This is a genomic window from Sandaracinus amylolyticus (assembly GCF_000737325.1).
Classification (GTDB): Bacteria; Myxococcota_A; Polyangia; order Polyangiales; family Sandaracinaceae; genus Sandaracinus; species Sandaracinus amylolyticus.
Window position 1 is genome coordinate 3,970,116 of the sequence record NZ_CP011125.1, and the last position, 17,992, is coordinate 3,988,107.

The following is a 17,992-nucleotide window of genomic DNA, read 5'->3' on the forward strand; positions in this document are numbered from 1 at the left end:
GAGCGCGGATCGCGCCGCCGCGTGCCGTCCTGTGGGAGGGCGAGGTGCGGATCGTGCTGCCGCGTGCCGTCCTGCGGGAGGACGGGGCGCGGATCTCGGTGCCGCGTGCCGTCCTGCGGGAGGACGGGGCGCGGATCTCGGTGCCGCGCGCCGTCCCGCGGGAGGACGGGGCGCGGATCTCGGTGCCGCGTGTCGTCCCGCGGGAGGACGGGGCGCGGATCTCGGAGCCGCCGTTCGTCCTGCGGCAGGACGGGGCGCGGCGCGCGCGGTGCGGCTCCGTCCGCCCGCTGCGCGCCGCGCTGCATCGATCGTCACGTCGCGGGGGTCGGCTCGCTCTTCTTGAGCCGAGGGCGGGTCGCCGGCGCGGGCAGACCGAAGCCGTACTGGCCGAGCGACTCCTCGCCGAGCTGCGAGATCAGGAAGCCCTTCACGCGCTTGAGCATCTCGCGGGTGTCGGCGCGCTCCTCGTCGAGCGTCTTCGCGCCGGTCTGTCGATCCGCCGTCGTGCCGCCCTTGGTCTTGTTGATCGCCTTGTGCGCGGCGGCGTGCTCTCCCAGCGCCGCGGGCAGCAGGTCGGGCACGAGCGCGATCTCTCCGCGCGCCACCGGGTCGGCGAGCGTCGCGGCGAGGTTCTCGAGGCGTCCCTGGTTCTCGCTCTGGTTGGCGCCGACGCCGAGCGCGCCCATCGCGTCGATGCGCGGGTCGTCGGGATCGTCGTACGCCGCGAGCACCGCATGCCGCACCCGCACGAGGAGCCGCTCGGTCCTCGCGTAGATGCGCTGGGCCTCGCCGACCGCGCCGCTCTCCATCGCCCCGGCGCCGCGGCGGCCTCCGAGCGCCGCTTCGTGCTCGGCGATCTGCCGCGGAACGGCGTCGCCCCGCAGCGGCTCGGGCAGCCGCTCGAGCAGCCCGTTGTCGTGCATCTTGTTGTACGCGATCGCGAGCCTGATCACCGAAGCGTCGGTCCTGGCCATCGAGCCCCCCTTGGTCGCGGCGAGCGTCGCACCGGCGCGCTGGGCGGGGCAAGGTCGGGGTGACGTCGAGATCGATCCGCTATCCTCGACGACCGTGCGTCGGACTCTCGTCGTGCTGATCGTGCTCGCGGTGTCGTCGACCGCGAGCGCGCAGATCTTCCAACCAGGCACGCAGCCCGTGGGCGAGGAGAACGGCATCACGCTGCCGATCCAGTCGTCGCGCACCTGCCGCATGTGCCACAGCGCGTACGCCGCCGACGACGACTACGAGCCCTACGACTCGTGGCGGGGCTCGATGATGAGCCACGCGGCGCGTGATCCCGTGGTGCTCGCGGCGCTCGCGATCGCCGAAGAAGACGTGCCCGGCGCGAGCGACTTCTGCCTGCGGTGCCACACGCCGAACGCGTGGCTCGGCGGGCGCTCTTCGCTCCCCGAGTACCACGCGAGCAACCCGACGTTCCCCGAGCGGCTGCGCCCCGACGACGGCTCGCTGTCGGCGGATCGCGACGGCATCGGATGCATGGTCTGCCATCGCATCACCGAGCCGCCCGACGCCGCGATGATCTCGAACGCGCAGCTGCTGCTCGCCGACGGCGAAGCGGGCGAGGCGCGTCGCGGCCCCTACGAGTACGCCGAGGGAGAGGACCCGCGGCACCCGACGATCCTCGACCCGTACCTGTCGAGCGGTGCGCTCTGCGGCTCGTGCCACGACATCCACAACCCGCTGCACGACGGCTTCCGGCTCGAAGACGGCGCGATGCAGCCGACGGGACGTCGCTTCGCGATCGAGCGCACGTACTCGGAGTGGCAGCACAGCGCGTTCTCGGCGCGCGGCGAGACCTGCCAGAGCTGCCACATGCCCGAGGTCGCGCAGCGCGCGTCGGACGACGTCGCGTTCGACGCGCGACCCGAGATGAGCCGCCACGATCTCGCGGGCGCGAGCACGTGGCAGGCGCGCGCGATCGCAGCGAGCGTGCGCGAGCACGACGCGGACGCGGCGATGTTCCTCGAGCGCTCGGCGATGCGCGCGGAGTCGATGCTGCGCGAGGCGGCGACGGTCGAGATCACGTCGAGCGCGCTCGAGGGCGACGTCGCGACCGCGACGGTGCGCGTGACGAACGAGAGCGGCCACAAGCTGCCCACCGGGTACCCGGAAGGGCGCCGGGTGTGGCTGCAGATCGAGGTCGTCGACGCGACGGGGCGCGTGGTCGCGGGCTCGGGGCGCTACGACGACGAGACCGCGACGCTCGAGCGCGACGCGCAGCTGCGCACGTACGAGGTGAAGCTCGGCGTGCGCGGCGAAGAGAGCTTCCACTTCGTGCTCAACGACACGTTGATCGAGGACACGCGCATCCCGCCGGAGGGGTTCGCGCCGCCCGCGGAGATCGACGCAGCGCCGCTCGGTCGTGACTACGGCGATGGCGCGGGCGGCTATCGCCACTGGGACGAGGCGAGCTACACGCTCGGCGAGCTCTGCGGCGAGGGCACGCTCACGCTGCGGGCGCGGCTGCGCATGCAGGCGACGACGCGCGAGTACGTCGAGTTCCTGCGCGACGAAGCGCCGGCGAGCGCGGACCCCGCGCTCGGCGGGCGCAGCTGGGGCCAGGTCGCGTACGACGCGTGGCGCGAGCACGGCGGCGACGAGCCGTTCGACATGGAGGTCGTCGAGGTGGCGCTGGGCGCGTCGCCGCGCGCGTGCCCGGTGGAGGAGATCGACGCCGGCGTGCAGCCGACGATGGACGCGGGCACGACGGACTTCGAAGGCGGGGGAGGGTGCGGCTGCCGCGCGGGCGCGCGAAGCGCTGGGGCGGGCTGGTGGCTCGCGCTCGCGCCGCTCGTGTGGCTCGTGACGCGCCGAAGAGCGCGATGACGCGCGACGAAGCGCTACGCTCCGGCGATGGCTCTCGACCCGCTCTACCAACCGCGCGCGGTTGCGCCATGGGGCGACTACGGCGCGATCCTGGTGCACGGCATGACGACGCACGCGCCGCGCCGTGCTGACGGTCGCATCCCACTCGAGCGAACGGGTCCGTTCGTTCCGCCGATCACGTACCCCGGGAACATCCTCGTGAACGACGATGTCCGCGGTGCGCTCGAGCGTTCCGGGCTGAGTGGTCTGTCCTTCACGCCGGTGCACAAGACACGGATCGTGTGGTCGAGCTGGGAGACGTGGGATCGGACCGCCGAGGATCCCGAGGAGGACCCCGCGCACGGCGAGCCCGAGGACTACATCCTCGCCGTGCCGCACGACGAGGAGCTCGCGCGGTCGATGCGGGACCTGCATGCGATCGTGCCGACCGGTCGCGCGCGCATCGAGAAGCGCCCACCGCGTCCGATCGACCTCGCCGTCCCGGAGGTCATTGCCATCCCGGTACCAGGGTCAGCGTGGCCGATCCGGATCTGCCAACCCGAGCGGTGGACGCGCGATTGGCCGGTGCTCGTCGTGACCGAGCACGACGGGAGCGACTTCGCCCTCGCACCACCCTACGAGATCCCGATCCTGAGCGAGCGCGCCTGCGCAGCGCTCGCGAGCGAGTGGATCGAGTTCGAGCGCTTCGCCCGCGAGGGCTGATCACGACGCGGCCCGCAGGCGAGACACGTGCGCGTGCACGTGCTCGTCCCGCGTGCCTCGTCCACGTGCCGCCTGCGCGTGCTCGGCCGTGCTCTCAGCGCTTCGCGCTATCCATCCGCGACACGAACCGCTTGAACAGGTACCGCGCATCGTGCGGTCCCGCGCTCGCCTCGGGGTGGTACTGCACCGAGAACGCCCCGCTGTCGCGGTGCTCGAGGCCCATGCACGTGCCGTCGTTCAGGTGCACGTGGGTCACGTCGCACTTGCCCGCGAGCGACTCCGCGTCGACCGCGAACCCGTGGTTCTGCGTCGTGATCTCCACGCGGCCCGTCGCGAGATCCTTCACCGGGTGGTTCAGCCCGCGGTGGCCGAACTTCATCTTGTAGGTCTTCCCGCCCAGCGCGAGCGCGAGCATCTGGTGCCCGAGGCAGATCCCGAAGAGCGGCTTCTGCCCGACGAGCTCGCGCACCGTCTCGATCCCGTGCGCGACCGCCGCCGGGTCTCCGGGGCCGTTCGAGATGAACACGCCGTCGGGATCGTGCGCGAGGATGTCCTTCGCGCTCGTCGTCGCGGGCACGACCGTCACGCGGCACCCGTGGTCCACGAGGCAGCGCAGGATGTTCTTCTTCACGCCGAAGTCGACCGCGACCACGTGCCGCGTCGGCTCGCCCTCGGGCACGTGCCACACGCCTGCGCCCTCGGCCCAGACGTACGGCTCGCGCGTCGTCACCGCGCCCGTGAGGTCCTGACCCGCCATCGAGGGCGCGGCCTTCGCCTTCGCGACGAGCGCCTCGGGCGAGCTCGTCCCGATCACCGCCGCCTGCGCGCCGTGGTCGCGGATGTGCCGCGTGAGCGCGCGCGTGTCGACGCGGTCGATCGCGACCACGCCGTGGCGCCGGAGGTACGCGTCGAGCGTCTCCTGGCTGCGCCAGTTGCTCGCCATCGGCGAGAGCTCGTGCATCACGAACCCCGCGACCCACGGCTTGCCGGCCTCGTCGTCCTCGGTCGTCGCGCCGGTGTTCCCGATCTCCGGCGCCGTCATCACGACGATCTGTCCGCAGTACGAGGGATCCGTGAGGACCTCCTGGTACCCGGTCATGCCCGTCGTGAACACGACCTCACCGGTCGTCTCGCCGTCGGCGCCTGCCGCACATCCCTCGAAGACCGTCCCGTCCGCCAGCGCGATCCAGGCCTTCCGCGCGTTCCGCCGCGTCATCGCTCGAACACCACCTCTCCGGCCGCGATCGTCATCGCGCACGCACCCCGCAGCTCCTTGCCGAGCCACGGAGAATTCAGGGATTTCGATCGTAGCGTCTCGCGCCCGACCGTCCACCGCGTCTCGGGGTCGATCACCGTCACGTCCGCTCGCTCACCGACGCGCAGCGAGCCTCCGCGGATCCCCGACACTCGGGCAGGTCCGCTCGTGAGCGCCTCGACGAAGCGCGTCGCCGAGAGCGCACCGCGGTGCACCAGCCCGAGCAGCAGCGGGATCGTGGTCTCCAGCCCGATCATCCCCGGCGATGCGGCCGCGAGCTCGCAGTCCTTCTCGAGCGAGCTGTGCGGTGCGTGATCCGTCGCGACGCAGTCGATGGTCCCGTCGCGCAGCGCTTCGACCATCGCCTCGACGTCCTCGGCCTCGCGCAGCGGCGGGTTCACCTTGCACGCCGTGCGGTACCCGAGGAGCTCGTGATCCGTGAGCAGGAGGTGATGCGGCGTCACCTCGCACGACACGCGCTGCCCGCGCGCCTTCGCCTCGCGGATCAGCGCGACCGCGCCCTTCGTCGAGACGTGCGCCACGTGGTAGCGCGCCTTGGCTCGCTGGTTCAGCACGAGGTCGCGCGCGACGATGACGTCCTCCGCCTCGCGCGGCCATCCGCGGAGCCCGAGCTTCGTCGAAATGGCACCTTCGTGCATCTGCGCGCCCGCCGTGAGGTGGTGGTCCTCGCAGTGCTGCGAGACGAGCAGGTCGAAGGTCGCGGCGTACTCGAGCGCGCGGCGCATGACGGCCGCGTTCATCACGCAGAGGCCGTCGTCGCTCACGCCCACCGCGCCGGCGTCCTTCATGTCCGCCATCTCGGTGAGCTGCTCGCCCTTGCTGCCCAGCGTGATCGCGCCGAACGGGAAGAGGCGCGGGCCGCCTGCTTCCTTCGCGCGGGCGACCATCTGCTCGGTGATCGCGCGGTTGTCGTTCACCGGCTTGGTGTTCGGCATCGCGCACACCGCAGTGAAGCCACCCGCGGCCGCGGCGCGCAGGCCCGACGCGATGTCTTCCTTGTACTCCTGGCCGGGCTCGCGGAAGTGCACGTGCAGATCGATGAACCCGGGGACGACCCAGCGTCCCCGCGCGTCGATCCGACGCACTGCAGCGCCCTCGATCCCTCGGGCGGCATCGCGGCCGACCCGAGTGACCTTGCCACCCTCGAGCACCACGTCGGCTTCGCCGTCGTGACCCGTGCTCGGGTCGATCACCCGGCCTCCCGCCAGGACGATCACGTCCGCCTTCCCGCTCACTCGCTCGCTCGGGGACGTCATACGGTGCGCGCGCTTAGTGGAGCGCCGCCCCCGCGTCAAGACGGGACGCGCGTGCGATCCCTTGGTCGCCTCGACGATCGCGCGTGATTCACGGGCGGATCACGCGCGATCCCGTCCCGCGCTCAGCCGACGTCGCGGAAGTCGTCGGCGCTCTCGTCGACCGAGTCGTCCGCCGCGCCGATCACGCCGACCGACGACTGCGCCGGCTCGCCGCGCTTGACAGGCGCGCCCGTCTTCACGTCCGCCGCGCGCGACTTCATCGACTGCACCTTGCGGCACAACGACGCGAAATCCTTGCTCCGCACCGCCATGTTCGGCGTGCCGCCGCGAAGGAGGGTCGTGAGGATGAAATCCATGACCTGGATCTCGCCTTCCGAGAACGAGTTGCTGATGCGCATGGGAAGCGATCTACGCGAGGATCGCGCACGAGACAAGCACTGACACGCAACGTATTTTCACCGATGGTCACGTCACGTCGAGAATAGCGATTGATCCATACGGGATCACTCGTGATCCGGCGAACGAAGAAATTCGCTGTCCGCGTTCGTGGACGCGCGAATTCGGCCGTTTCCGTCGCGGTCGAGCAGCGCGCGGGATCGCGGGCGGCACCCTCAGATCGCGGCAACGGCCGTACAGAATCGTGCCAATCGCCTCGCCGGCTGGGTACGATGACGGCGTGTCGCGCGCGATCTCCTCGGCGCTGGTGGTCGCTTCGGTCGCGCTCGTGATCGCGCTCGGGGCCGCGTTCGCGCGGGTGAGCGGGCTCGAGGCGCGCGAGCTCGAGGCGGTCGGCGCGTGGACGGCGGGAGGATCGTCGCGCCTGCTCGAGACGCGTCTGCTGCGCGGCGACGACGCGACCTTCGAGCTCTGCGCGCGCGACCCGATGGACGCGCTGCGGTGGAGCGGCGCCGGGCGCATCGCCGTCGTGCGCAGCGATCGCGCCGAGGAGATGTTCGGCCTCGCGATCGATCCCGCACTGCTCGAAGGCGTCGCGCGCTCGGAGCAGGGCGCCTGCGTGGTGTTCGCGCGCGTGCGCGAGCTGGCGATCGACGAGGACGCGGTGCCGGTCGCGATCGACCTCGCGCGCGAGCCGGGGATCGACGGGATCGAAGTGCGCGCGCGGGTGCTCGCGCGGAGCCCGCTCGGCCAGGGGGATCTCGGCATCGTGCTCGGCGCGCTGGCGATCGCGATCGCGCTCGTCCTGTTGATGAGCGCGCGCGCGCCCGTCGAGGCCCACGACGCCGCGCCGCGCGGCGCACTGCGCGCGGCGCTCGGGGTCGCGGTGGTGCTCGCGACCGGGGTCGTCATCGGCGCGTTCGGGTCTGGAGGACCGACTGCAGGGCTGCTCGGCGGGCTCGCCCTCGCCGCCACCGAGATCGCGGTGGCGTACGCGCTGGTGCGTCCGAGCGTCGACGGCGCGCGCACCGCCGCGCTCGGTCTCGTGCGCGCTCCGCACGCGCCGGCGTGGGTCGGCGACCCGCCGCGCGCCCGACGCCTCGCGCTGCCGTTCAACGTCGCCTGGCTCGTGCTCGCGCCGGTCGCGGGGGTCGTGCTCTCGCTGGTCGCGCGGGTGGCGCTCGCGCTCGTTCCGTCGACCGGAGAGGCGCCGGTCGAGGCGTTCGTCAGCTGGCCGAGCGGGATGCTCTCGTTCGCGGCGCTCGCGGTGGTCGCGCCGATCGCGGAGGAAGTGTTCTTCCGTGGCCTCGTCTACGGCGCGCTGCGCGGCCCGGGCGGCGCGCGTCGCGAGCTCGTCGCGATCGCGGGCGCGTGGCTGCTCTTCGCCATCGCGCATGCCCCGCAGGACTGGGGGAACTGGGGCGGCTTCGTCTCGGTGCTCGTCGCCGGGCTCGGCTTCACCCTGATGCGCGCGGCGAGCGGCTCGACGCTCGTGCCGTGCGTGGCGCACCTCGTCTACAACGGGCTGCTCGCGGCGGGAGCGCTCGCCGTGGGGGCGACCTGACGCTAGAGAAGCGCTCGCGATGCCGCTCTTCCCGATCGAGCTGCTGCTCGTGCTCCGGTTCGTGAAGCTGATCGCGGTCGCGGCGCTCGCCGCGGGGACGGTCGGCGCGTTCGTGCCGCTCGCGCTGGAGGACCGACAGCGCTTCGCCTACGCGGTCGCCGGCCCGGGCTTCGGCGCGGTGTGGATCGCCGGGTGGGCGATGGCGTTCGGCGGCGGCGTGTCGCTCGTCGCTCCGTGGATCGTCGGGGCGGCGACCGCGTCGCTCCTCTCGATCAACGTCGTGCTCTGGGCGGTCGGGAAAGACGGTCGCCGCAGCGCCCGCGCCGGGATGACTGCGTGCGGTCTGCTCGCCGTCTGCCTCGCGCTCATGGTCTGGAAACCGACCTTCTGAGCGCGGGGGGCCGACGGTCGGCGGACGCTCCACACGCAACCTCACACGCGCGCGCCGCGCTCACCTAGCGGGACAATCTCCCCGCGCTCGTCGGGTCCGCGTTGACGCGCTCGGTCCATTGTGATGACGTCGAACACGTACGCCTCCGATGCATGTGGCCCGATGCTGACGCGCGATCCCGACATCCTGGAGACGTACCCGCTCGCTCCGATGCAGGGCGGGATGCTCGTCGAGGCGCGCCTGTCTCGCGGGCGCATGGTCGACGTGCAGCAGCTCGTGGTGCGCGCGCCACGGTTCGATGACGAGCAGTTGCTGCGCGCGTGGCAGTGCGTGGCCGACCGGCACGCCGCGCTGCGCACGTCCTTCGCGCTCGACGGGCACGAGCCGCGTCAGGTCGTGCACCCGCGCTTCGAGGTGCGCCTCGATCGACCGCGCATCGAAGGAGACGTCGAGCGCGGGCTCGCGGCGCTGCTCGACGAGGATCGGCGCGCAGGGCTCGACCTCTCGCGGCCGGCGTGGCGCCTCGCGCTCGTCGATCTCGGTGCGGACGAGCAGGCGCTGATCTGGACGTTCCACCACATCCTGCTCGACGGTCGTTCGAGCCGCGCGGTCATCGAAGAGGTCTTCGCGCGCTACGACGCGAGCGCGCGCGGCGAGACGATCACGCTGCCCGAGCCGACGCCGTTCCGCGCGCACGTCGACGCGCTCGCACAGCTCGACGCGGCCGCGGCCGAGGCGTACTTCCGCGCGCTGCTCGACGGGCTGCGCGAGCCGGCCGCGCTCCCGTGGCTCGCGCCGGCGCCGACCGGGCGCACCGAGACGCCGCGGCACGTCGAGGTCGAGGCGCGCCTGCCCGCGGCGCTGGTCGCTGCGCTCGACGCGATCGGCAGGCCGCGCGGGCTCACGCTCAACACGCTGGTGCAGGGCGCGCTCGCGGTGGTGCTCGCGCGCGGTGCGCGCACCAGCGACGTCGTGATCGGATCGACGCGCGCGTGCCGTCATCTCGTGCCGGGCGGCGAGCAGATCGTCGGGTGCCTCATCAACACGGTGCCGGTGCGCGCGACGGTCACGCCCGAGCTCGCGGCGCTCGACTACTTCGCCGAGATCCGGCGCCAGCACCTCGAGGTGCGGCCCTTCGAGCACACGCCGCTCGCGCTGGTGCAGACGTTCTCGCAGATCCCGCGCGGGCGCCCGCTCTGCGAGGTGATCGTGGTGTTCGAGACCTCGCTGCTGGGCACCGCGCTGCGTGCGCTCGGCGGTGCGTGGCGAGAGCGCGACTGTCGCCTCCACGAGCAGGGTTCGGGACCGATCACGCTCGCGTGTTACCTCGACGGCGACCTCGTGATGCGCCTCGAGCACGATCCCGAGCGCGTGCAGCGCGAGCACGCGGAGGCGATCCTCCGCTACCTCGTGACGCTGCTGCGCTCGTTCGCGGAGCGGCCCTCGGCGGCGCTCGGCGAGCTCGCGATGATCCCGGCGGACGAGGTGCGCGCGCTCGCGTCGCGCGGCGCGCCCGCGTTCCCGATCGCGCCCGATCGCGACGGCTACGGCGCGGTGCTGCGTCGTGTCGTGAGCGAGCGCGGTGCGAGCCTCGCGATCGAGGCCGCCGGGCGCACGCTGAGCTACGCGGAGCTCGACGAGATCTCGGATCTCTTCGCCTCGGGGCTCGCCGCGCTCGGCGCGACGCGGGGCGCGAAGATCGCGCTCGCGCTGCCGCGCTCGCTCGACCTCTTCATCGCGCAGCTCGGTGCGCTCAAGGCGGGCGTGGCCTTCGTGCCGCTCGATCTGCGCCGTCCCGCGGCGTCGCTCGTCGACGTGATCGAGGACGCGAAGGTCGCGATGGTGATCGCCGCGGGCGAGCGCGCGCCGTTCGACGCCGACGTGCCGACGATGCGCGTCGCGGACGTGCTCGCGCGCGGTCAAGCCGGCGTCGCGCCCGAGCCGCCGAGCGGAGAGGACGTCGCGTACTCGCTCTACACGTCGGGCTCGACCGGCAAGCCCAAGGGCGTGCTGGTGCCGCATCGCGCGCTGCTCGCGCACGACCGCGCGGTGATGCGCGAGTACGAGCTCGGCCCCGACGATCGCGCGCTGCAATTCGCGTCGCCCGCGTTCGACGTCGCGCTCGAGGAGGTCTACCCGACGTGGCTCGCGGGCGCGTGCGTCGTGCTCCGCAGCGATGCGGCGAGCGAGTCGCTCGACGTCTTCCTCGACGAGATCGCGCGCGAGCGCATCACCGTCCTGAACCTGCCGACTGCGTTCTTCCACGAGCTCGTGCACCGCATGGAGCGCGACGGCACGCGCCTGCCCGCGCACGTACGCCTCGTGGTGATCGGCGGCGAGAAGGTGTCCGCGCGCGCGTTCGACACGTTCCGCTCGCTGCCCGGCGCGCCGCGCCTGCTCAACGCGTACGGGCCGACCGAGGCGACGATCAGCTGCACGGTCTACGACCCCGAGCGCGATCCGCGTCCGATGGGCAGCGAGATCCCGATCGGTCGTCCGCTCGCGAGCGCGCGCGCGTACGTGCTCGGCCCGCAGCGCGAGATCGTGCCCGACGGCGCGATCGGCGAGCTGTTCATCGGTGGGCCCACGGTCGCGCTCGGGTACCACGCGCGCGCCGAGCTCGACGCGTCGCGCTTCGTCCCCGATCCGTTCGCGGGCAGCGGCACGATGTACGCGACCGGCGATCTCGCGCGCATCGACGCGCGCGGCGTGATCGAGTTCTTCGGGCGTGCCGATCACCAGGTGAAGATCCGCGGGTTCCGCATCGAGCTCGGCGAGATCGAGTCCGCGCTGCGCGCGCTGCCCACGGTGCGCGACGCGATCGTGCGAGCGCGACGGATCGGCGACGCCGATCGCATCGTCGCGTGGGTCGTGCCCCGATCATCGACGAGCGCCGATGCGCTGCGCGCCGCGCTCGCGGATCGCTTGCCGGAGTACATGGTGCCGAAGAGCTTCGTGCTCCTCGATGCGCTCCCGATCGCGAGCGGCGGGAAGATCGACGAGCGCGCGCTGCCCGAGCCCGAGCTCGTCACGGCCTCCGAGGCGCCGAGCGCGGGCCCGCGCGACGCGCTCGATCGCACGCTGCTCGCGCTCTTCGAGGACGCGCTCGGCGTGCGCGGGATCGGCATCCAGGATCGCTTCTACGATCTCGGCGGGCACTCGCTGCTCGCGCTGCGCCTCGCCGACGCGATCTCGCGCAAGACCGGGCACACCATCGAGCTCGGCGCGCTGCTGCAGGCGCAGTGCGTCGCGGCGCTCGCGGACGCGATGCGCCGCGGCGAGGTGCGCAGCGTCGCGCCCTCGTTGATCCCGATCCAGACGACCGGCTCGCGCCCTGCGATCTTCGGCGTGCACGTGCTCGGCGCGGGCTGCTCGTACTACCGCGCGCTCGCGCAGCGGCTCGGGCCCGCGCAGCCGATCTACGGGCTCTCCGCGCAGTTCGCGATGCCTCCGGGCCGCAAGCCTTCCGTCGAGGAGTACGCGCGCCTCTACGTCGAGGATCTGCGGCGGTTCCAGCCGCGCGGGCCCTACTTCTTGCTCGCGGTCTCGCTGGGCGGGCTCACCGCGCTCGAGATGGCGCGACTGCTCGTCGACGCCGGAGAAGAGGTCGCGATGGTCGGCATGCTCGACGCGATCGGACCGATGCCCGTCGAGTGGGTCTCGCCCGTCGAGCGCGCGCGGCGCCACGTCGAGAAGCTCCTCGAGGGCGGCACCGAGTACGTGCGCGAGAAGATCCTCGCGCGCGTCGAGCGCGAGCGCAGCGCCATGCGCTCCCGCATGCTCCGCTGGCGCCGCGCGGCCGGCGTGCCGCTGCAGGACGAGGACGCGCACCTCCAGGCGGCGCTCGAGAACATCGAGCTCGCGCTCGAGTTCAAGCCGAAGCCGTACGAGGGCGACATCGTCGTCTTCCGCGCGACCGAGGACGTCTACTACACGCCTCGCTTCCACCACGAGGCGCGCCTCGGATGGCGCGACGCGGTGTTCGGCGCCGTGCAGATCGTCGACGTCCCCGGCGATCACCTCACGCTGCTGCAGGAGCCGAACGTCTGCGCGGTCGCGGAGGAGGTCCGCTGGCGCATCGACGCGTGGATCGCGCAGCAGGGTGATCGCGACCGGCGCTCGGGCGTGATCACGCGCCCGCAGCTCGGCTCGGACGAGGCGCCCTCCGAGGAGCGCCTCGCGAGCGTCAGCTCCGGTCCGCTGCGGTGACGCGCATGATCTCGTCGAGCGACGTCATGCCGGCCTTCACCTTGGTGAGCCCGGCCATGCGCAGCGTCTGCACGCCCTGACGGATCATCTCGTCCTTCAGCTCCGCGGTGGAGCAGCCCTGGAGCACCATCTCCTTGAGGCGATCGCCGAACGGCATGACCTCGTACAGCGCGATGCGGCCGCGGTAGCCGGTGTTGTTGCACTCGCGGCAGCCCGCGCCCTTCATCACGCGGATCCCCGCGGCGATGTCCGCGTCGGAGAAGCCCGCGGTCTTCAGGCCCGCGTGGTCGATCTGGATCTCGTGCTTGCAGTGCTCGCAGATCTTCCGCGCGAGGCGCTGCGCGAGGACGAGGTTCACCGACGCGGTCACGAGGAACGGCTCGACGCCCATGTTGAGCAGGCGCGAGACCGTGCTCGGCGCGTCGTTCGTGTGCAGCGTCGAGAGCACGAGGTGGCCGGTCAGCGCGGCCTTCACCGCGATCTCCGCGGTCTCGAAGTCGCGGATCTCGCCGACCATGATGATGTCGGGGTCCTGGCGCAGGAACGAGCGCAGCGCGGCCGCGAAGTTCAGGCCGATGTCGTCGTGCATCTGCACCTGGTTGATGCCCATCAGGTTGTATTCGACGGGGTCTTCCGCGGTGCTGATGTTCGTGTCGATCTGGTTCAGCTCGGTCAGCGCGGAGTAGAGCGTCGTCGTCTTGCCCGAGCCGGTCGGGCCGGTGACGAGCACCATCCCGTAGGGCTGGCTGATCGCCCACTTGAAGTCGTCGAGCGCCTTCTGGTCGAACCCGAGCTTCGTCATGTCGAGCTGCAGGTTCGACTTGTCGAGAAGACGCATGACGATCTTCTCGCCCCAGATCGTCGGGCAGACGGAGACGCGGAAGTCCATCTCCTTGCCCTTGCCGAGCTTGAGCTTGATGCGTCCGTCCTGCGGCAGTCGTCGCTCGGCGATGTCGAGCGAGCTCATGATCTTGATGCGCGACGCGATCGCGTTCTTGAGCTTGAGCGGCGGCGTCATCTCCTCGACGAGCACGCCGTCGATGCGGTAGCGGACGCGGAGCTTCTTCTCGTACGGCTCGATGTGGATGTCGCTCGCGCGCTTCTTGATCGCGTTGAGCAGGATCGCGTTGCAGAGGCGGATGACCGGCGCGTCCTCGCTCGCGCGCTCGAGGTCGCCGAGAGCGATGTCGTCGTCCTCGCCGGCGACCTCGATCTCCTCCTCGTCGAAGCCCTCCATGATCTGGTCGTAGGAGATCTCCGGCGCGGCGTAATAACGCTCGATCGCCTTGAGGATCGCGGCTTCCGACGAGACGACGGGCTCGACGTTGTAGCCCGTGAGGAACTTGATGTCGTCGATCGCGTGGAGGTTCGACGGGTCCGCCATCGCGACGATCAGCGACGAGCCGGAGCGCGAGACCGGGATGACCTTGTGCCGCTCGCAGACCTCCTGCGAGATCATCTTCCGCACGTCCTCGTCGATCTCGTACTCCTCGAGGTTGATCGACTGGACGCGGTACTGCTGGCTCAGGAAGTCGGTGATCTCCTGGTCCGAGATGTACCCCATGCGAGCGAGCGTGTAGCCGAGCGACGAGTTGGTGCGCTTGGCTTCGTCCTGGGCCGTCCGGAGCTGCTGGAGACTGATCAGCTTCTCGCGGACGAGGAGCTCGCCGAGACGGTTGCTCACGTAGGGGCCTCCGGGGAAAGATGCGTGCGAGGAGCGTCGGATCGTCGTGGATGGATCCGCTCGGTGTCAACGATGACGGTCTGAACGCACCTCGCCGAAGGACTCAGTGAGCTTCTTCCGACGCCTCTTCGACACGCGCGCACGCCAAGCCCTCGACGCCGAGGTGCAGGGCGACTTGCGCAAGGCGGCGTACCTGTGGGTCGACATGGGCGACCCGGGGAAGGCCGCGGAGCTGATGACGCGGCTCGGCGAGCAGGCGAAGAACGTCGAGGAGAAGGTGCAGGCGTGGGTCGACGCGCTGCGCTTCATGCCGCCGGATCGCGAGGACGGCCGTCGTGACCTCGAGGCGCGCATCGGCGTCGCGGTGCTCGAGTCGGCGCGCGAGCGCGGCGCGGTGAGCGCGGACGCGAAGCGCAAGCTCGTCGACGCGGCCGAGCGGCTCGAGCGCGCGGAGAAGTGGGTCGACGCGGCGGACTGCTACGAGCTGCTCGGGCGGGGCGAGGACCTCGCGCGATGTCTCGAGCACGCCGGCGAGATCGAGCGGCTCGAGAAGGTGCTCGAGACGACGCACGCGAAGGAGCAGCGCGACGCGCGGCTGCGCCGGCTGGTCTCGGAGCAGGAGATGGCGACGCGCGTCGGCGCGCGCGACGTCGCGCGTCGTGCGCTGCGCGAAGCGACGCTGCTCGCGCCGAGCGATCCGTCGATCGCGGAGATGCTGCGCCGCATCGAGGAGAAGTGGCCGCGCGGGCGCCGGCTGCGCCTCGACGTCGGCGGTGCGCGCGTCGGGCTCGTGGGCTCGCTGCCCGCGGTGATCGGGCGCAGCGACGCCGACGTCGTGGTGCGCGGCGGCTCGGTGTCGCGGCGTCACTGCGAGATCGCGCGGCGCGGCGAGGCGGTCGTGGTGCGCGACCTCGGGAGCCGAAACGGCACGTTGATCGCGGGCGTGCCCGTCGCGGGCGAGATCGCGCTCTCGGGCCCGACCGAGGTGGGGCTCGGCGACGACGTGTCGCTGCGCGTGAGCCCGGGCGCGCAGGGGATCGCGATCGACGTGGTGCGTGGTCTCGATCGCGGTGAGCGTGTCGTCGCGGGCGAGGCCGAGCTGCGCGTCGCGGGGCTGCAGGCGACGTTCGTGTTCGTCGACGATCGCGCCGTGATGCAGCCCGATCCCGGCGTGAGCGTCGTGCTCGGCGCGCAGAACGTCGCCGCGGGCGTCGACCTGCTCCACGGCGACGTGATCACGGTCGGCGGGGTGCGCGTCGAGGTGCTCGCGTGAGCGTGTGGCGCCGGATGCGCGGGTGGTTCGTCGCGGACGAGCCGGTGGTCGAGCCCGAGCACGAAGCCCCGGTGGTCGCGAGCACGCCGCCGCCCGAGACCGAAGATCCGTTCGAGCGCGAGGCCGCGAAGCTCGTCGCGCTCGCGCAGCGCACGGCCGAGCCGGGCACCGACGATCAGGCGATCGCGATCGAGGCGTTCGAGCGGCTCTGTGACGCCGGGCGCGAGGTCGTCGCGATCGATCTCGCGCGGCGCGTGCTCGCGAGCGGCGGGATGAGCGATCTGCGCTGTCGTGTCGCCGAGCGGCTCGACGCGCGTGGTGACGAGAGCACCGCGTGGGAGGTGCTCGCGCCGATGCTGCGCGAGCCCGACGCGCCGCTCGACGGATGGATGCTCGCTGCCGAGATCGCGGAGCGACGCGGCGACGCGCGCGGCGCGCTCTCCCTCTACGAGCGCATCGTGGCGCGCGATCTCGACTATCCGCGCGCGAGAGAGCGCGTCGCGCGGCTGCGCGAGAAGCAGGCGATGCCGCGCCGCGACGAGGGCGCGACGCTGATGGCCGACGGCGCGCTCGCGCGCGGCCGCTACAAGCTCCTGCGCGAGCTCGGCCGAGGCGGCGCGGGCACGGTGTTCCTCGCCGACGACACGCAGCTCGCGCGTCCCGTCGCGCTCAAGGTCTATCACCGCCGCGGGCGCGCCGATCGCGAGCGCTTGTTGCTCGAGGCGCGCATGGCGTCGTCGCTCGAGCACCCGGGCGTGATCCGCGTGCTCGACGTCGACGAGACGCTCGGCGCGATCGCGATGGAGAACCTCGAGCTCGGCTCGATCCGGACCTGGCTCGGCAAGGGCGCGATCCGCGGCGAGCTGGTGCTGCCGTGGGTCGAGAGCGCCATCGACGCGCTGCGGTACGTGCACGCGCGCGGCGTCGTGCACCGCGACCTGAAGCCCTCGAACCTCTTGCTGCGCACGATGGGTCGTGTGGTGCTCACCGACTTCGGCACGGCGCAGCGCACCGGGGACGCGGGCGCGTCGCCGCACGGGCTCGCGGAGGGCACGCTCGCGTACATGCCGCCCGAGCAGCGCGCCGGCGCGCCCGCGCACTTCGCGATGGACGTCTACGCGCTCGGCGCGACGGTGCGCGAGATCTGCGGCCAGCTCGATGCGCCGCCGCCCGATGCGCTCGTCGCGATCGCGACGGAGTGCGTGCGGCCCGATCCCGCTGCGCGTCCTTCGCTCGACGCGCTCGCCGCGGTCGTGCGCGAGCTGCGATGAGCGTCACCGACGTCGCTCCGTCGACGGAGCGGAAGGCTGCGCCGCGCGCGCACTTCGTCGATCTGCTGCGGCTCGTGATGAGCGTGCAGATGATCCAGGGGCACGTGATCGACGCGCTGCTCGCGGACGCGTGGCGCGGCGGGCGCGGCTTCGAGATCTGGACCTGGGTGCGCGGCCTGACCGCGGTCGGGTTCATGACCGCGGCGGGTGTGTCGTTCCATCTCTCGAGCCTGGCGCGCTGGGAGACCTATCGCGCGGATCGCGCGGCGCGCGCCCGGCGCGTGAGGCGCGCCGCGATGCTGATCGCGATCGGGTACCTGCTGCACGCGCCCGCGGGCGTGCTGAGCGGCGACCCCGAGCTCGCGCGGCGCGCGATCGACGAGGCGATGATCGTCGACGTGCTGCAGTGCATCGGCGTCACGATGCTCCTGCTCGAGGCGATGTGCGCGCTCGCGCGGCGCGCCTCGCACGTGGTGATCGCGAGCGGTGCGCTCGCGGTGGCAGCGATCGCGCTCGCGCCGCTCGCGGCGCGGGTGGAGTGCGAGGGCAGCGCGCTGCGCCTCGTGTGCAACTACGTCTCGCGGAGCGGCGGCTCGCTCTTCCCGCTCTCGCCGTGGAGCGGGTTCGTGCTCGCGGGCGTCGTGCTCGGCGCGATCGCGCTGCCCGACGGCGCGCGCACGTCGGGCGCGCGCGCCGGGGTGAGGCTGGTGATCGCCGCGGCGGTGATCGCGGTGGTGTCGGTGGTCGTCGACGCGCTGATCGCGCGGCCCAGCGATGCGCTGCTCTACTCGGCGTCGCCTGGGTTCTCACTGGTGCGCCTCGCGGCGGTCGCGATGGTCGCGGCGGTGCTCGCGATCGCCAGCGCGCGCGTGGTCGCGCTGCCGCGCGCGCTGCGCACGATCGCCAGCGAGACGCTCTTCCTCTACGTCTCGCACCTGCTGGCGCTCTACGTCGCGGGGATCGGGCTCGCGCGCGTGATCGGCCCGACGCTCTCGCTCGGCGCGGCGATCGCGGTCGCGGTCGCGATGATCGCCCTGTGCGCGCTCGGCGCGCTGGCGTGGGCGAGCGCGAAGAAGCGGCGCCATCCCTCGCGCGGGTGATCTTCCCGCGCGCGGAGGCGTCACGT

13 protein-coding genes are annotated in these 17,992 nt (G+C 72.2%); 8 read left to right on the forward strand and 5 right to left on the reverse strand.

Going from position 1 to position 17,992, the window contains the following annotated elements; all coding sequences use genetic code 11:
• Positions 1-311: 311 nt before the first annotated feature.
• On the reverse strand, positions 312-974 hold the full coding sequence (locus tag DB32_RS16925; RefSeq protein WP_157069107.1) for a hypothetical protein: 663 nt from the start codon (positions 972-974) through the stop codon (positions 312-314).
• A gap of 94 nt (positions 975-1,068) precedes the next feature.
• Between DB32_RS16925 and DB32_RS16930 the strand changes: the two genes are divergently transcribed.
• Both DB32_RS16930 and DB32_RS16935 read left to right on the forward strand, forming a co-directional pair.
• Positions 1,069-2,844, forward strand: a complete 1,776-nt coding sequence (locus DB32_RS16930; RefSeq protein WP_157069108.1) for a hypothetical protein — start codon at positions 1,069-1,071, stop codon at positions 2,842-2,844.
• A 27-nt stretch (positions 2,845-2,871) separates the two neighbouring features.
• Positions 2,872-3,546: a hypothetical protein gene (locus DB32_RS16935; protein WP_053233494.1), complete on the forward strand. Its 675-nt coding sequence runs from the start codon at positions 2,872-2,874 to the stop codon at positions 3,544-3,546.
• A gap of 94 nt (positions 3,547-3,640) precedes the next feature.
• Here DB32_RS16935 and carA read toward each other — a convergent pair whose 3' ends face one another.
• The 3 genes from carA to DB32_RS16950 form a co-directional block, all read right to left on the reverse strand.
• Positions 3,641-4,762 (reverse strand): glutamine-hydrolyzing carbamoyl-phosphate synthase small subunit, encoded by a 1,122-nt coding sequence (gene carA / locus DB32_RS16940; RefSeq protein ID WP_053233495.1) that lies wholly within the window; start codon positions 4,760-4,762, stop codon positions 3,641-3,643.
• On the reverse strand, positions 4,759-6,078 hold the full coding sequence (locus DB32_RS16945; protein ID WP_053233496.1) for a dihydroorotase: 1,320 nt from the start codon (positions 6,076-6,078) through the stop codon (positions 4,759-4,761). Before DB32_RS16945 ends, carA begins: the two co-directional genes overlap by 4 nt.
• Before the next feature lie 122 nt (positions 6,079-6,200).
• Positions 6,201-6,476, reverse strand: coding sequence for a hypothetical protein (locus DB32_RS16950; protein ID WP_053233497.1), 276 nt, complete (start codon positions 6,474-6,476; stop codon positions 6,201-6,203).
• 278 nt (positions 6,477-6,754) lie between these two features.
• Here DB32_RS16950 and DB32_RS16955 point away from each other — a divergent pair, with 278 nt between their 5' ends.
• The 3 genes from DB32_RS16955 (at position 6,755) to DB32_RS16965 (ending at position 12,638) form a co-directional block, all read left to right on the forward strand.
• Complete coding sequence (locus DB32_RS16955) at positions 6,755-8,038, forward strand: CPBP family intramembrane glutamic endopeptidase (RefSeq protein ID WP_053233498.1); 1,284 nt, start codon at positions 6,755-6,757, stop codon at positions 8,036-8,038.
• Positions 8,039-8,057: 19 nt separating this feature from the next.
• Positions 8,058-8,429 (forward strand): hypothetical protein, encoded by a 372-nt coding sequence (locus DB32_RS16960; RefSeq protein WP_053233499.1) that lies wholly within the window; start codon positions 8,058-8,060, stop codon positions 8,427-8,429.
• 123 nt (positions 8,430-8,552) lie between these two features.
• Complete coding sequence (locus DB32_RS16965; RefSeq protein WP_053233500.1) at positions 8,553-12,638, forward strand: non-ribosomal peptide synthetase; 4,086 nt, start codon at positions 8,553-8,555, stop codon at positions 12,636-12,638.
• Here the strand turns inward: DB32_RS16965 and pilB are convergent.
• The gene (gene pilB, locus DB32_RS16970; protein WP_053233501.1) at positions 12,616-14,322 is read right to left on the reverse strand and encodes a type IV-A pilus assembly ATPase PilB; all 1,707 of its coding nucleotides are present in this window, start codon (positions 14,320-14,322) and stop codon (positions 12,616-12,618) included. The two genes, DB32_RS16965 and pilB, sit on opposite strands and share 23 nt — an antisense overlap.
• 106 nt (positions 14,323-14,428) lie before the next feature.
• Between pilB and DB32_RS16975 the strand changes: the two genes are divergently transcribed.
• Genes DB32_RS16975 through DB32_RS16985 form a run of 3 tightly spaced genes read left to right on the forward strand, consistent with a single transcriptional unit; the run spans position 14,429 to position 17,966 of the window.
• The gene (locus DB32_RS16975; protein WP_053233502.1) at positions 14,429-15,595 is read left to right on the forward strand and encodes an FHA domain-containing protein; all 1,167 of its coding nucleotides are present in this window, start codon (positions 14,429-14,431) and stop codon (positions 15,593-15,595) included.
• On the forward strand, positions 15,592-16,866 hold the full coding sequence (locus tag DB32_RS16980) for a serine/threonine-protein kinase (RefSeq protein WP_053233503.1): 1,275 nt from the start codon (positions 15,592-15,594) through the stop codon (positions 16,864-16,866). Before DB32_RS16975 ends, DB32_RS16980 begins: the two co-directional genes overlap by 4 nt.
• On the forward strand, positions 16,863-17,966 hold the full coding sequence (locus DB32_RS16985) for a heparan-alpha-glucosaminide N-acetyltransferase domain-containing protein (RefSeq protein WP_053233504.1): 1,104 nt from the start codon (positions 16,863-16,865) through the stop codon (positions 17,964-17,966). The genes DB32_RS16980 and DB32_RS16985 overlap by 4 nt, the downstream gene beginning before the upstream one ends.
• Positions 17,967-17,992 lie beyond the last annotated feature (26 nt).